General features: G+C 62.1%; 12 protein-coding genes. 4 read left to right on the top strand and 8 right to left on the bottom strand.

Annotated features, from left to right (window positions below; all coding sequences use genetic code 11):
- Positions 1-8: 8 nt before the first annotated feature.
- Entirely contained in the window at positions 9-1358 is a 1350-nt protein-coding gene (locus FHX06_RS21595) for a TldD/PmbA family protein (RefSeq protein ID WP_183880795.1), read from the bottom strand.
- A 114-nt stretch (positions 1359-1472) separates the two neighbouring features.
- Here FHX06_RS21595 and FHX06_RS21590 point away from each other — a divergent pair, with 114 nt between their 5' ends.
- A complete protein-coding gene (locus FHX06_RS21590; protein WP_183880792.1) occupies positions 1473-3284 on the top strand; it encodes a monovalent cation:proton antiporter-2 (CPA2) family protein in 1812 nt (603 codons plus the stop codon).
- Positions 3285-3352: 68 nt separating this feature from the next.
- Complete coding sequence (locus tag FHX06_RS21585; protein WP_183880790.1) at positions 3353-3742, top strand: hypothetical protein; 390 nt, start codon at positions 3353-3355, stop codon at positions 3740-3742.
- 31 nt (positions 3743-3773) lie between these two features.
- On the opposite strand, the gene FHX06_RS21580 is transcribed toward FHX06_RS21585, so the two are convergent.
- The 3 genes from FHX06_RS21580 to FHX06_RS21570 are packed head-to-tail and all read right to left on the bottom strand — an operon-like array spanning position 3774 to position 7329.
- The gene (locus tag FHX06_RS21580) at positions 3774-4655 is read right to left on the bottom strand and encodes a patatin-like phospholipase family protein (protein WP_112972492.1); all 882 of its coding nucleotides are present in this window, start codon (positions 4653-4655) and stop codon (positions 3774-3776) included.
- Positions 4656-4676: 21 nt separating this feature from the next.
- Positions 4677-5237 carry a 16S rRNA (guanine(966)-N(2))-methyltransferase RsmD gene (gene rsmD, locus FHX06_RS21575; RefSeq protein WP_112541417.1) on the bottom strand — a complete coding sequence of 187 codons (561 nt, stop codon included), beginning with the start codon at positions 5235-5237 and terminating at the stop codon, positions 4677-4679.
- Positions 5218-7329: a pseudouridine synthase gene (locus FHX06_RS21570; protein ID WP_183880788.1), complete on the bottom strand. Its 2112-nt coding sequence runs from the start codon at positions 7327-7329 to the stop codon at positions 5218-5220. The genes rsmD and FHX06_RS21570 overlap by 20 nt, the downstream gene beginning before the upstream one ends.
- A gap of 90 nt (positions 7330-7419) precedes the next feature.
- Here FHX06_RS21570 and FHX06_RS21565 point away from each other — a divergent pair, with 90 nt between their 5' ends.
- Positions 7420-7857 (top strand): nucleoside deaminase, encoded by a 438-nt coding sequence (locus FHX06_RS21565; RefSeq protein WP_112972494.1) that lies wholly within the window; start codon positions 7420-7422, stop codon positions 7855-7857.
- A gap of 63 nt (positions 7858-7920) precedes the next feature.
- On the opposite strand, the gene FHX06_RS21560 is transcribed toward FHX06_RS21565, so the two are convergent.
- Both FHX06_RS21560 and ileS read right to left on the bottom strand, forming a co-directional pair.
- The gene (locus FHX06_RS21560) at positions 7921-8550 is read right to left on the bottom strand and encodes a hypothetical protein (RefSeq protein WP_112541420.1); all 630 of its coding nucleotides are present in this window, start codon (positions 8548-8550) and stop codon (positions 7921-7923) included.
- A gap of 131 nt (positions 8551-8681) precedes the next feature.
- The gene (ileS, locus tag FHX06_RS21555) at positions 8682-11588 is read right to left on the bottom strand and encodes an isoleucine--tRNA ligase (protein ID WP_113211442.1); all 2907 of its coding nucleotides are present in this window, start codon (positions 11586-11588) and stop codon (positions 8682-8684) included.
- Positions 11589-12061: 473 nt separating this feature from the next.
- On the opposite strand from ileS, the gene FHX06_RS21550 reads away from it, so the two are divergent.
- Positions 12062-13276: an MFS transporter gene (locus tag FHX06_RS21550; RefSeq protein WP_113211441.1), complete on the top strand. Its 1215-nt coding sequence runs from the start codon at positions 12062-12064 to the stop codon at positions 13274-13276.
- 62 nt (positions 13277-13338) lie between these two features.
- On the opposite strand, the gene FHX06_RS21545 is transcribed toward FHX06_RS21550, so the two are convergent.
- Positions 13339-14322, bottom strand: coding sequence for a bifunctional riboflavin kinase/FAD synthetase (locus FHX06_RS21545; RefSeq protein WP_113211486.1), 984 nt, complete (start codon positions 14320-14322; stop codon positions 13339-13341).
- Positions 14323-14336: 14 nt separating this feature from the next.
- A complete protein-coding gene (locus FHX06_RS21540; protein WP_113211440.1) occupies positions 14337-15185 on the bottom strand; it encodes a TIGR01459 family HAD-type hydrolase in 849 nt (282 codons plus the stop codon).
- Positions 15186-15376: the final 191 nt, after the last annotated feature.

Below are 15376 nucleotides of genomic sequence, written 5' to 3'. Positions count from 1 at the left end.
TCCGTTTGTCAGCGGCCGGCAAGCGTCATGCCTTCAATCGCGAAAGTCGGAGCCGCCACACCGAACTTGCGATCGATGTCGTTGGCAAGCGTCAGCCGCATGAACATGTCCTTGAGGTTCGAAGCGATCGTCACTTCCGATACCGCGAAGGTGAGCTCGCCATTCTCGATCCAGAAGCCTGTCGCGCCGCGGCTGTATTCGCCGGTGATCATGTTGACGCCCTGGCCGATCAGTTCGGTGACGTAGAAACCGTTGCCGACGCTGCGGATCAGCTCTTCCGGCGAGATGTCGCCAGGCTCCAGCGCAAGATTGGTCGAGGCCGGCGTGACCGAGGTGCCGCCGCGGACACCGCGGCCGTTGGTCTCGAAACCGCCGATCTCGTTTGCGGTGGAGGTGGAGAGGAACCAGTGCTTGAGCACACCGTCCTCGATCATGACCAGCTTCTCGCCGGACACGCCTTCGCCATCGAAAGGACGCGAGGACGGGCCGCGCACGATCAGCGGATCGTCCGTGATCGAAAGGCCGGATTTCAGCACCTGCTGGCCCATCTTGTCACGCAGGAAGCTCGTCTTGCGGGCAACGGAGGCGCCGTTGATGGCGCCGGCAATATGGCCGACGAAACCCCGCGCGATGCGCGGATCGAAGATGACGGTAATGTCCTTGCCTGTCGGCACCTGACGCGGATTGATGCGCTTGATGGTGCGCTCGCCGGCCCGGCGACCGATTTCGGCGGGATCGTCTAGCTCGGCATAGTAGAGGCGGCTGTCGAAATCGTAGTCGCGTTCCATGCCGGTGCCTTCGCCGGCAATGACGCTGACGGAATTGCCGAAGCGCGAGGCCATGTAGCTGCCTTCGAAACCGTGCGACGTGGCAAGCACCAGCCCGCCCATGCCGGCCGAAGCGCCGGCACCCGAAGAGTTGGTGACGCCTTTGACCGCAAGGGCAGCGGCTTCGGCCGCAAGGGCCGCCTCACGCAGCTGGTGGGCACCGACCTCGGTCGTATCGAGAAGCTGCAGGTCGGGATAGGTCTTTGCGAGCCTGTTCTCATCGGCCAGGCAGGCGAAGGGGTCTTCCGGCGAGACCTTGGCCATGGCGACGGCGCGTTCGGCCAGAGCCGTGAGGTCGAAACCCGGATTGGCGGAAACGCTTGCCACGCGCTTGCCGACGAAGACTCGAAGCGAAAAGTCGTCGCTCTCGGAGGACTCAGTGCCTTCGACCTTGCCGAGGCGAACGCTGACGGATTGGGCGCGCGAGCGGACGACGACGGCGTCGGCGGCGTCAGCGCCTGCCTTTTTCGCCAGATCGATCAGTTGACTTGCGCGGGAAAGAAGTGTCGAGGAATCGATTTCAGAGGACATGATTTGGCCTTTCCTTCCCGTTCCATTTATTGTGCACTCCTGAAAGCATCAAGGCCGTGGATGCCGATTCTTTTCCTGGCTGCCTGCTTGCCCCGCCATCGAAAGAAATGAAGCATGTCCGCACCCAACGCGCTTTTCACGGAAACCATCCTGCTGCTCGGCGGCGCGGTCGTCGCTGCGCCGATCTTCAAGAAGCTCGGGCTCGGCACGGTTCTCGGTTATCTGGCGGCCGGCATCGTCATCGGGCCGATCTTCCACGGCATCACGGATGGCGAGCAGATCCTCGATGTTGCCGAACTCGGCGTCGTCTTCCTGCTCTTCATCATCGGGCTTGAGTTGAAGCCCACCCGCCTCTGGCAGATGCGGCGCGATATCTTCGGCCTCGGCACAGCGCAGGTGGTGGTGACGGGTCTGGTACTGACCGCACTCGCATGGGTCTCCGGCGCTCTCGACTGGCGCGGCAGCATCGTCGCAGGCTTCGGCCTGGCGCTCTCCTCAACCGCCTTCGCCATGCAGATCCTCGAAGGCGATGGAGATGTGAACACCCGCTACGGGCAGCGCTCCTTCTCCATGCTGCTCTTTCAGGATCTGGCGATCGTCCCGCTTCTGGCAGTCGTCACCATTCTCAATGGAAACAAGGGCAGCGGCAATCCACTGGTCGATTTCGCTATCTCGGTGGCCGCCGTCGGCGCGATGATCATCATGGGCCGATACCTGCTGACGCCCCTCTTCCAGATCATTGCGCGCACCGGCGCGCGCGAAGCGATGATCGCGGCCGCGCTTTTCGTCGTCATGGGATCAGCAAGCCTGATGCAGCTCGCCGGGCTTTCGATGGCGATGGGCGCTTTCCTCTCCGGCGTGATGCTGGCGGAATCCTCCTACCGGCACGAGCTGGAAGCCGATATCGAACCCTTCCGCGGCGTGCTTCTCGCTATCTTTTTCATTGCCGTCGGACTGTCGCTGCAGCTTCAGGTGCTGCTCGACAACGTGATCTTCATCATCGTTGCCGTGCCTATCATCATGGCCGTGAAAGCGCTCATCATCTATGCGCTCTGCCGCGCGACACGCTCCTCGCACAACGATGCCGTTCGCATCGCCTTCCTGCTGCCGCAAGGCGGTGAATTCGGCTTTGTCCTCTTCACCACGGCCGCCGTCGCGGGGCTTATGTCCAGCAGCACGGCTTCGCTGCTGGTGGCGATCGTCACCCTTTCCATGGCGCTGACGCCGCTCGGCGCCGCGCTTTCCAAGCGGATGCTTTCGGGAGAGGAGCACGAGGAGCTCGACGAGGATTTCGAGGGTGCGGGTGCCGACGTGCTGATGGTCGGTTTCTCGCGTTTCGGCCAGATCGCCGCGCAGATCCTGCTTGCCGGCGGCCGGAGCGTGACCGTCATCGACTTCTCCGCCGACCGCATCCGGCAGGCATCCTCCTTCGGTTTCCGCATTTATTTCGGCGACGGCACCCGCAAGGACGTGCTGCGCTCGGCCGGCATCGACCGGGCCAAGATCGTGCTGGTCTGTACCCAAAAGAAGGAGATCACCGACAAGGTGATCGAGCTGATCCAGGCCGACTACCCGCAGACGACACTCTTCGTGCGCTCCTATGACCGCATCCACTCCATCGAACTGCGCAACAAAGGTGTCGATTACGAGCTGCGCGAAACGCTGGAATCCGGTCTGCTTTTCGGCCGACGCACTCTGGAAGCGCTCGGTGTGTCCGAAGTCGCGGCCTATGAGATCGGCGAGGACATCCGCAAGCGCGACGAGGCGCGACTGGTCCTGCAAGTATCCGAGGGGTTGCAGGCGGGACAGGATCTGCTGTTTTCGACGCCGATCCATCCGGAACCGTTGGTCAAGCCGAAGCGGGCAGCCGATCCTTACAAAGGCGATCCGCTGGCAAATTCGGCCGATGTAACAGCGGATGCTTAGTTTCTTCGCAATTTCGAACCCAATTGCGCTATCGCTTTTTGCGCCAATATCTCTTGGATAACACGCTTATGAACGCGAGAATTCGAGCAAAAAGAATACTGAAGAATACCAAGCGATATGAATCCATGCCATCGCCTATCCAGCAGCAAAGGGAGGAATTTGGCCTCTTGATAGGAGTATATTCCAATCCAAGCCCAATCGAAGATAGGATATTTATAGCGGACAAGGGCCTGTTCTGGGGTGATGGCGAAGAGGGGAGGTCATTTCTATACACTGAAGTAAAGTCCGTGTCCGCTTCAGAAGGACAACATAGCGTTGAGATTGTTATCTTGACCAACCAGGACAGAGAGTTGCGAATCCCGGTCTATGGCCGGGACGGAAAATACTCTGACTGCATGGTGATGCTTCGCTTCGTCGATAGAATTACTGAGGATGCGAAGAAATATCCACACGAGTGACCCGCGCACCGATAGCCTTAGTCACGATAACCTACCGTTTCAGCCGCGCCTCGATCTCCCGGTCGAGGGCATATTTCAGCTCGTCCTTCACGCCTACTGACATGGCAAGCACGTCGCGCGCCTTCAGGAAATCCATGACGCCGGTGCGGCCGACGATGGGCCGCAGGAAGATATGTGGCCGCATGAGCTTCAGCTTCAGGGAAATCGCCGCCTGCATCATAAGCTGGCCGGACCCGAAAATGCTTTCCATGCGGTTCGGAATGTGGGTGCCGTCGCCTTCGGGCGCGCCGACGACGTCGATGCCGATGACGATATCGGCAAGGTCCATCAGACATTCATAGGGCACGGGATTGGCGATGCCGCCATCGATCATGACCCGCCCATGCAGCCGGACCGGCATGAAGACGGCCGGAATGGCCGATGATGCGGCGAGCGCCGGGAAGAGCTCGCCGTGCTCGGCGATGACCTCAGCCTGGCCGTAATAATCCGTGGTGATCACCTTCATCGGGACCAGCAGATCCTCGAACTTCTGGGGAAGCTCCGATGGCAGGAAGGCTTTCAGAATACGTTCGAGGTTGAATTGGCCGATGCGGATGCCCTTGGCGACGGCATCGCGCACGGTTGTCGGCCTCAGGCCCCAGATACGGCTGACGACGGCAGCCTTGTTACCCACGGTTGCCAGCGCATGTTCGCGGATTTCAGCACCCGACATGCCGGCCGCCATGCCGGCGCCCATGATGGCGCCGATGGAGGACCCTGATATCGCTACCGGGCGGATGCCGAGTTCATCCAGCGTTTCGATGATGTGGATGTGGGAGAGGCCGCGGGCACCGCCCCCACCGAAGGCGACGGCAACCGTCGGCAGATCGCTGATCGCAGGCGATTTCGGACTGATGATTTCCGCCTGCGGCACGATCTGCTCCCAACGTGCCGGCTACTGCGGCTGATACCGGAAGAAATGCACTCTTGTATCGCCGAATATCCGGCTTTCGAGGAAAACATAGGAAGGATGCACCGAAACGGCAACATCGGCGCGTTCTTCCAGAACGGTAATCGCGCCAGGCTTGAGCCAGCCGCCGTCGGCAGCAGCCGCAAGCGCCTTCTCACCCAGCCCCTTGCCATAAGGCGGATCGGCAAACAGCATGTCGAAAGGCTCGAGATTGCCGACGCTGCCGAGATCGGTCGCGTCACGGCGCAACATGCGCGTGCGGCCATGCAGGCCGAGCGCATCGATATTTTCCCAGAGAAGCGCCCTGCCCTCGACGCTGTTTTCGACGAAGAGCGCATGGCGGCAGCCGCGCGAGACGGCTTCGAGACCGACTGCGCCGGTGCCGGCAAAGAGATCGAGGATCCGGGTGCCATCGATGCATTCCGGATAGGCATGGCTCAGAATGTTGAACAGGCTCTCACGCGTCCGGTCCGCAGTCGGCCGGATATCGCTGGATTTTGGTACGGCTAGCGGCCGTCCGCGAAACTCACCGCCGACGATCCGCACCGCGCGTCATTCCCTTGCCTTTCGCACCACCTCTGGACGGCCCGCCGGAAGGCTTGCCGCCGCCATCGGGCCGATCGCCCTTCGGCTTGCCCGTGAAATTCTTTGCGCCACGCGGCTTATCGCCGAAGGGCTTGTCGCCAGAGGATCTTTCGCCACGGGGACGTTCCGAACGACCTTCGCCGCCGAAGCTGCGGGCTGGACGCGAGGAGCGTTCGCCGCCCTCCTCACGAGCGCGGAAGGGACGTGCACCTTCTTCACCCTCTGCCCTCGGACGGCGTTCGCCGCGGGGCTTCGCACTGAAAGGCTTGTCGCCACGCGGGCGTTCCGAGCGACCTTCGCCGCCGAAGCTGCGGGCCGGACGCGAGGAGCGATCGCCGCCATCCTCGCGCGAGCGGAAAGGACGTGCACCTTCTTCGCCCTCTGCCCTCGGACGGCGCTCGCCGCGGGGCTTGGCACCGAAAGGCTTGTCGCCACGCGGACGGTCGGAGCGACTTTCGCCGCCGAAACTGCGGGCCGGACGCGAAGAGCGTTCGCCATCCTCACGCGGACGATCACGGAAGGAACGCGGACGCTCCTCCCCACCCGTGCGCGGACGACGCTCGCCGCGGGGCTTGTCTCCAAATGGCTTGTCACCGCGCGGACGCTCGGAGCGACCCTCACCGCCAAAGCCTCGGGCCGAGCGCGGACGATCGCCACCCTCACCACGCGGCGGGCGATCGCCGAAAGAGCGCTTGCGGCCGAAACCTTCGTCCTCATCGCGCTTGCGGGGCTGTTCCTCGCTGGAACGGATCCACTCGCCATCCTCTTCGTGGACGCGATTGATCTGCGGGCGCGGACGATCCGGGCCGCGATCGGAGCGTTGTTCCTTCGCCGGGGAAGCCGTCTCGCCGCGACGACGCGCGGTCTGGGCATTCTTGGCAGCCTTGGCCGCCGCCTTCTCGCCGAGGGGACGCGCGCCGGGCGCCATCCAGACATTGGCGTTGCGACGGGTACCGAGCGCCGGGCGCTTCGGTTTGTCATCGTCGCCGCGGCGATCGTCACGACGGTCATCCCGCCTGTCGTCTCGCCTGTCATCACGCTTGGTGTCGAGGCGGCTCAGCGCACGTTCGCGCTTGTCTTCGTCGCGGCGCGGGCGTTCGCGGCGCTCGGGCCCCGGTTCCTCGGCCTCTTCGGCGGCAACGGCGGGCGCATTGTAGAGCGGCGCATCGAAATTCGCCTTGGCGTCTTCAATCAGGCGCGGGCCGAGCTGGTCGCGCAGCGTGCGGCCGCGCACCTCAATCACATGTCCTTCGGGCAGATCGCCGAGCTGGAAGGGGCCGTAGGAAATGCGGATCAGGCGGTTGACCTCGAGGCCGAGCGCGCCGAGCACGTTCTTGATTTCGCGGTTCTTGCCTTCACGCAGGCCCATGGTGATCCAGACGTTGGATCCTTGGGTGCGGTCGAGCGTGGCTTCGATCGAGCCGTAGAGAACGCCATCGACGGCAATACCCTCCTTCAGCTTGTCGAGCGCGTCCTGATCGATGTCGCCATGAGCGCGCACGCGGTAGCGGCGCAGCCAGCCGGTGGTCGGCAGTTCCAGGGCACGGGCGAGGCCGCCGTCGTTGGTCAGCAGCAGCAGACCTTCGGTATTGATGTCGAGACGGCCGATCGACATGACGCGCGGCAGTTCTTCCGGCAGATTGTCGAAGACGGTCGGGCGACCCTCAGGATCGGCATTGGTCGTTACCAAGCCCTGGGGCTTGTGGTAGAGCCAGAGGCGCGTGCGCTCGATGCCGCGGATCGGAATACCATCGACCTCGATCTTGTCTTCGAGCGTGACGTTTACGACGGGCGTGTCAAGGAGCTTGCCGTTCAAGGTGACGCGGCCATCCATGATCATGCGTTCGATGTCGCGGCGGGAGGCGACGCCGGCGCGCGCCATCACCTTGGAAATGCGTTCCGCCTTGGCGTCGCTGTCCGCTTCATTGGCTACCACTTTCGCGGAACCTGCCTTCGATGGCTTGCCGATACCGGCCTTCGGGCCGCCTTTCGGCCGCGCGTCGCGCGCAGGGGGCCGTGCGCCCGGGCGTTTTGGCTTGTCTTTGGGTGTCATTTGCTGTTTGCCTGCCTTTTGCGCCTGTCTATCAGGTCATGCACCTGCGGTTAAGTGGAAATTCTCGCGAACGTGAAGACAAATCGATTTATGGAGATGGCATTAAAGGAAGCGCGCGCTGCGGGAGATCGCGGCGAAGTGCCGATCGGCGCCGTCGTCGTCGTCGATGGCGTGGCGGTCGCGAGCTCCGGAAACCGTACGCGCGAACTCAACGATGCGACCGCGCATGCCGAGATCGCTGCTATCCGCATGGCTTCGGACAGGCTCGGCCAGGAACGGCTTGCCGGCGCTGATCTCTATGTGACGCTGGAGCCCTGCACCATGTGCGCGGCGGCTATTTCCTTTGCCCGTATCCGCCGGCTCTATTACGGCGCGGAAGATCCGAAGGGCGGCGCGGTCGACAATGGTGTGCGCTTCTATGCCCAGCCGACCTGTCATCATGCACCGGAAGTCTATTCCGGCTTCAACGAGACGGAATCGGCGGATATGCTGAGGGCATTCTTTTCGGAGAGACGAGACACGCAATAGTGCCGGTCGCAAGCGCCGCTATGCTGACGCCAAGCAGTTGATCGACGCTATTCCGCTAGAGCCTTACTGAAGGATCTGCCACCACTTTGTGCCGCTATTGGCGACGGCTGCATCCTTCTTGCGCTGCTTCGCCTTCTTCTGTTCCGGCGTGCCGAGATCATCGAGCTTTGCCGGATCTTCGACAGCGCGATATTCGGTCGGCGGATCGGAAATGTAGCGGCGCTGGTCGATATAGGCGCCCTTCTGCAGGGCGCGCGCTTCGCGATAGGCTTTGGTCTGGGCTTCCGTCGTCTGGCGCCCGCCTTCGATGGCGGAGCTGGCGAGCGGCGAACGATAGCTCGGATTGTCCGAGTTCTCGTCGGCTTCCTTGACGAGGCGCGTACGGGCTTCTTCCGGGGATTCAACCCACTGCGGATTGTCCTTGTTGGCAACAGTTTCCTGCGGCTGAACAAGGGTTTCCTTCTGGTCCTTCGCGGGCATGACGAGCGTCGGACGCGGCGTATATTTCACACCGGCATTTTTCGGGCCGGCGCCGGTCAGCGAAACCGACTGGCCGAGGTCGTCGGCAAGCTGCTCCATGGCGGTCTTGTCGGTGCCGTAAGTCGGGCTGCTGGCGCAGCCGGACATTGTGGAGCTCGCCGCCAGAACAACAGACAGGCAGGCGCCCAAACGGAACCAATGCGTCGCTAACATGAAAACCCTTCCCGCATGCCGGAATCAGTACTGCCCACCGGACAATCGTCCCCCTGACGCAAAAATCCGGCCATTTTCAGGCAGCTTTTACCGGATGAACACCATAAAGGCAATTCACCCGGCAAATATCTTCAGACCTGGGTGCCGAGTTCGCGCAATGCAGCCGCATCACGCGCCGAAACATCCGGGTAGTCAGGATCGGAACCGACATCGGTGGTGATGCGCCAGGAACGGGCGCATTTCACCCCTTCGGCAAGCTTCGGAACGACAGCGACTTCAGGCACTTCCGGCAAACGGAAGGCATCAGCCGGGCCGGCGTCCGCTTCGATCGTGATACCGGAGGTGATGCAGACTTCGCTGAAATCCTGTCCTTCGAGCGCCTTGCGCAATTCCGCGTCGGCAACGTGGACTACAGGTGCAGCTTCCAGCGACGAGCCGATGCGCTTGTCCTTGCGCTCGATTTCGAGCGCGCCGGTCACGACGCTGCGGATCGCGCGGATCTTCTTCCACTTTTCGGCCAGCGCCTCGTTGCGCCATTCCGTGGCTACCGGGGCAAACTGCTCCAGGTGCACAGAGACGGCTGAAGGATTGCGCGAGAGCCATGCCTCTTCCGTCGTAAAGGGCAGCATCGGCGCAAGCCAGGTCACCATGCAATCGAAGATCATGCGGATGACATAGAGGGCCGAACGGCGGCGAAGGCTGGAGGGCGCGTCGCAATAGAGCGCATCCTTACGGACGTCGAAGTAGAAGGCCGAAAGCTCGACATTGGCGAAGTCGATGAGCGCGCGGGCAATCTTCTTGAAGTCGAAGGCGTCGTAGTTTTCGCGCACGAGCTGGTCGAGCTCGGAGAGACGGTGCAGCATCAGCTGCTCCAGCTCCGGCAGATCGGCGAGCGCGATGACCTCGCCCTTGTCGTGGGCCAGCGTCCCGAGCATCCAACGGATCGTGTTGCGCAGCTTGCGATAGGCATCGACATTGGTCTGGATGATCGTCTTGCCGACGCGCAGGTCGTCCGCATAGTCCGACGTCATGACCCAGAGGCGCAGGATATCGGCGCCGGCATCCTTCATGACTTCCTGAGGTGCGGTGACGTTGCCCTTCGACTTCGACATCTTCTCGCCCTTCTCGTCCATGGTGAAGCCATGGGTGAGGACAGCGTCGTATGGCGCCCGGCCGCGGGTCGCAGCCGATTCCAGGAGCGAGGAGTGGAACCAGCCGCGATGCTGGTCCGAGCCTTCGAGATAGAGATCGGCCGGCCATTTCAGGTCGGCACGGTCTTCCAGCGTGAAGGTGTGGGTGGACCCCGAGTCGAACCAGACATCGAGGATATCCATGACCTGCGACCACTTGGCCGGATCATGCTCGTTGCCGAGGAAACGCTCCTTGGCGCCTTCGGCAAACCAGGCGTCGGCGCCTTCGGCGTCGAAAGCGTCAAGGATGCGCTGGTTGACCGCATCATCCTGCAGCACCTGGCCCTGTTCATTGACGAAGACGCAGATCGGCACGCCCCAGGCGCGCTGACGAGAAAGTACCCAATCCGGGCGCTGCTCGATCATGGCGCGCAGGCGGTTCTGGCCGGCAGCCGGCACGAAACGGGTGTCGTCGATCGCCTTCAGCGCACGGGTGCGCAGCGTCGTGCCATCTGCCAGCGTCTTGTCCATATAGACGAACCACTGTGGCGTGTTGCGGAAGATGACCGGCTTCTTGGAGCGCCAGGAATGCGGATACTGGTGCTTCAGGCGGCCGCGGGCAAAGAGCGCGTTGCGCTCGATCAGCGCCTTGATGACGCGGTCGTTGGCGTCACCCTTCTTGCCGTTGTCGTCGATGACGCGGGCGCCTTCGAAGCCGGGCGCGTCGGCGGTGTAGAAGCCGCCATCGTCGACCGGGAACGGGATCTTGGTTTCGATGCCGCGTGCCTCGATCTCGCGGCCATGCGCCATCCAGACATCAAAGTCTTCGCGGCCATGGCTCGGTGCGGTGTGCACGAAGCCGGTACCGGCGTCGTCGGTGACGTGATCGCCATCGAGCAACGGCACCAAAAATTCGTAGCCGCCTTCGAGGCCCTTAAGAGGATGAGCGCAGGTGGCGCCGGCGAGATCTGAAGCCGTGACGTCGGCGAGACGCTTGTACTGCAGCTTTGCCTTGGCAAAGGATTCCTCAGCGAGATTATCGGCAAAGATCAGCTTTTCGCCCGGGCGCGGGCCAAAATCGTTCTCCGCAGCCGTGACTTCATAGAGGCCGTAGGCAACGCGCGAGGAATAGGCGATCGCCCGATTGCCGGGGATCGTCCAGGGAGTGGTCGTCCAGATGACGACGAAAGCGTCCTTGAGGGCATCGGCGCCCTTCACCACCGGGAACTTCACCCAGATCGTGTCACTCTCATAGTCATGATACTCGACTTCGGCTTCCGCGAGCGCCGTGCGCTCGACGACCGACCACATGATCGGCTTGGAGCCGCGGTAGAGCTGGCCGCTCTTGGCGATCTTCAGCAGTTCGCCTGCGATGCGGCTTTCCGCGTGGAAGTTCATCGTCAGGTACGGGTTTTCGAAATCGCCAACGATGCCGAGGCGCTGGAATTCGCCACCCTGGATGGCGATCCACTTTTCGGCATAGGCGCGGCATTCGCGGCGGAATTCGATCATCGCCGACGGCTCGGTCAGGTCAGGCTTGGCCTTGCCCTTGGCGCGATAGTTCTCTTCCTCGATCTTCCATTCGATCGGCAGGCCGTGGCAGTCCCAGCCGGGAACGTAGTTGGAGTCGTAACCGCGCATCTGGAAGGAGCGGGTGATGACATCCTTGAGGATCTTGTTCAGCGCGTGGCCGATATGGATATTGCCATTGGCATAGGGCGGGCCGTCGTGCAGGACGAACTTTTCGCGGCCGGCGGCGGATGCGCGCAGCTTCTTGTAAAGATCCATCTTCTGCCAGCGCGCAACGAGCTCCGGCTCCTTCTGCGGCAGGCCGGCGCGCATCGGGAAATCCGTTTCAGGCAGGTAGAGGGTCTTCGAGTAATCGATCTTTTCGGCTGTTTCGGTCATGTGTGACAATCGCTTCTGGCGGCCCGAAAAGGGCACGCGGACATGAAATCTGTGGTGACGGAAAGCGCTCGCTCAGCTCAAGCGCCAAAAACCCGGACCTTCCGGCAACTTAGCGTGCGCGGAAGACCGGGCCGATAATTCGTATCGAATGCGCCAGCCGGAATTTACTCATCGCGCCGGTTCATAGGCGCTTTTGGGCGGAAAAGGAAGAGGGATTTCAGAGCCGCGACCTCACGAAAAGCTGCAAGGGGGATGCTTCGTCCCAACCGAATTCAGGAACGACACTCAGGCTCTCGCAGTTGCCTGTGCCGGTCGGCAAGTGCCGGAAACAGGCGGGAGCTGCGATATTGTTGTTCCCGAGGCAAAAAACCCAACACCCCGTGTCGATTTCCCGATTGCCCGAACGTCTTTGACTTGCGGGCATCAGAAATCCATCATGCCGATCAAACCCGCTCGCAAGGAGTGATGAGGATATGAGCAGTTCCTATCGTTGGGTTATCGTCGCGGCCGGCGCACTGATGACGTGCGTTGCGCTCGGCGCCATGTTTTCTCTCGCAATCTTCCAGCAACCGATCGCCGATGCGACGGGTTGGTCGCATGCCGGTATCGCCAGCGCCATGACGCTCAATTTCATCGTCATGGGCATCGGCGGCTTCTTCTGGGGTGCGGCCAGCGACCGGTTCGGGCCACGCCCGGTGGTGCTGATCGGCGCCGTCATCCTTGGGCTGGCGCTGATGCTTGCCAGCCGCGCGGAAACGCTGCTGCAATTCCAGCTGACCTATGGCGTGCTCGTCGGCCTCTCGGCCAGCGCCTTCTTCGCGCCGATGATCGCCGCGACGACAGAGTGGTTCGACGAGAACCGCGGCCTTGCCGTCTCGCTGGTTTCGGCTGGCATGGGTGTTGCTCCGATGACGATCTCGCCATTCGCGCGCTGGCTTATTACAGCCTATGAATGGCGCCCGGCGATGATGATCATCGGCATCGGCGCGCTGATCCTAATGATCCCGGCGGCACTTCTCGTGCGCCGTCGCCCGTCCCCGCCCCAGGATATGCATGAGGCCATAGTATCTGCGGATGGCGGTGCTCCCAATCTCTGGAAGGTTTTCCGCTCGCCGCAATTCATCGTGCTCGGACTGACCTTCTTTGCCTGTTGCGCAGCCCATTCCGGACCGATCTTCCATATGGTGAGCTACGCGACACTCTGCGGCGTCGCGCCGATGGCTGCCGTCAGCATCTACAGTGTCGAGGGCCTAGCCGGCCTTGGCGGACGCCTGCTCTATGGCACGCTGGCGGACCGGATCGGCGTGAAGCCGGTCATCATCGCAGGACTGCTGGTGCAGGCGGCGGCCCTTGCCACCTATCTTGCCGTCAGCAAGCTCGGGGAATTCTATGCGCTCGCGGTCATCTTCGGCAGCGCCTATGGCGGGGTGATGCCGCTTTATGCGTTGCTGGCGCGTGAATATTTCGGCCCGCGCATCATCGGCACCGTCTTCGGCGCGGCAACGATGCTCTCCAGCATCGGCATGGCATTCGGCCCGCTGATCGGCGGCTGGATCTACGACACCTATGCCAACTATTCGTGGCTGTTCATTGGCTCCGCCCTGGTCGGGCTCGGTGCAGCAGCGATTGCGCTGGCGTTCCCGCCGCTACCCCGGCAGAAGGCTCAGCCTGCGCTTGGCACTGCCTGAGCGGTTCTTCGTTTTTAGGCAATTCCGGACGCAAAACGCTCAAGCAGTTTTGCTGGAATTGCTCAGCCGAAACAGAGCTTCCGGTCGAGCTCGCCGAGCGGTCTCACACCTGCGAGAAGAGCCCTCGCCTCCTCCTCGTCGCGCTTGATCTGCGCGACGAGCGGATCCAACCCGTCAAACTTCAATTCGGGGCGCAGATAGCCGAAGAAGGAAACCGAACAGGTCTGGCCATAGAGATCGCCGCTGAAATCAAAAAGGTAGGTTTCGAGCAGCGGCGCACCATTTTCCGTAACCGTCGGGCGGCGGCCGTAGCTTGCCACCGCATCGTAGAGCCTGCCGCTTTCGGGGCGGAAGCGGACGGCATAAATGCCGGCAGCAAGTTCCGCCTCCGGCGGCAACTGCATGTTGGCGGTCGGGAAGCCGAGCTGGCGGCCGAGCTTTTCGCCATCGATCACCTTCGCCTGCACCGTATAGTGATAGCCGAGCATAGCGGCGACCGAGGAGACATCGCCTTCCTTCAGCAGTGCGCGGATATGGCTCGATGAGACGACATCGGTGTTCTCATCGCGGAAGGCGTCGATCAGGGTGACGCCAAAGCCATATTTGTTGCCGGCATCCATCAGGAAGGCAGGGCCGCCTTCCCGGCCGCGGCCGAAGTGGAAGTCGAAGCCCGTCACAACTTCGGAAGCGCCGAGCCAGTCCTTCAATATGGAGTGGATGAAATCCTCGGCCGAACGCTGCGAGAATTCGTAATCGAAGGGGTATTCAATGACTGCGTTGAAGCCCAGCTCTTCCAGGATACGGGCCTTGAAGGGCGCCGGTGTCAGGCGAAAGACCGGTGCATCCGGCTTGAAGACAGTGCGCGGATGCGGCTCGAAGGTCAGCACCAAAGCGGGAATACCGCGCTGCCGTGCAATATCGAGAGCCCGGTTCAGCACCGACTGATGGCCGCGGTGGACACCATCAAAATTGCCGATGGCAATGACGCCGCCCTTCAGATGATCGGGCAGCGGTTCGCGGGTTTCGTTACGGTGGAACACGGTCATCGGCTTCAATTCTCTTATGCGAGGCGCGGCATCCACCACTTGGGGGCGGCATTTTCCCGTTCGAGATAGGCGTGCAGGATCGCTTCGTCGGTCTCCCCGTTCAGCGTATATTCCTTAGCGTGGATACCGCCGCTGATGTAGAGAAGATCGAGGCCATAATTCAAGGCGCCGCGAACATCTGTCGGCATGCCGTCGCCGATCGCCAGAACGCGGTCAACGGGGAAATCGCCGTGCACTTCGCGCGCGGCGGCAAGGGTCGCCTCATAGATCGGCCGGTGCGGCTTGCCGGCGATGCGGGTGGAACCGCCGAGCTGCTCATAATAGGCAGCCATCGCGCCGGCGCAGGGAATGATGCGGTGGCCGCGCTCGACGACGAGATCCGGATTGGCGCAGATCATCGGCACGTTGCGGGCTTTGAAGTCCAGCAGCATGTCGGTGTAGTCCTCGGGCTTCTGCGTTTCATCGTCGAAGAAACCGGTGCAGACGACCGACGTGGCCTCACCGGCCGCCGCACGCTCGATATCGAGGCCTTCCAGGATCGGATTGTCGCGCTCGGGACCAAGCAGGAAAACTTCACGCGGTCCTTCGGCAATCAGCGCGCGGGTGACATCACCAGAAGTGACGATGCGGTCATAGGCGTCGTCGGGCACGCCGATCTGGCGCAACTGCTCGACGACCTGCCAGGAGACGCGGGGCGAATTGGTGATTAGGACGACCGTCAGACCCGCGGCGCGAGCGGCCTGCAGCGCCTCGCCCGCTTTCGGAAACGGATCGACGCCGTTATGCACGACACCCCAGACATCACAGAGCACCGCGTCATATTGATCGGTGATCTCGGAGAAGTTCGCAATCCGCTTTGCCATTCCGCTTTCCTGCTTCGCTTTCGGTCCCCGGTGACATTGCAAAGGCAGGCTTCATTGGCAAGGCATTTCCGCAGCGACGTGACAGATACAGCCAATGGCGGCTTTCGGCACGACTTGGGTTTTCGCTGACCCCACCGAACATGTTCATTTGTTGAAGGGTGAGCCTGGCGTGCCGGCTTCGGCGCATCGTC

Origin of the sequence: Rhizobium sp. BK512, from assembly GCF_014194915.1 — a bacterium.
Taxonomy (GTDB): Bacteria; Pseudomonadota; Alphaproteobacteria; order Rhizobiales; family Rhizobiaceae; genus Rhizobium.
The sequence above is the reverse complement of the archived record's forward strand: the minus strand, read 5'-3'. Positions and strand labels throughout refer to the sequence as shown.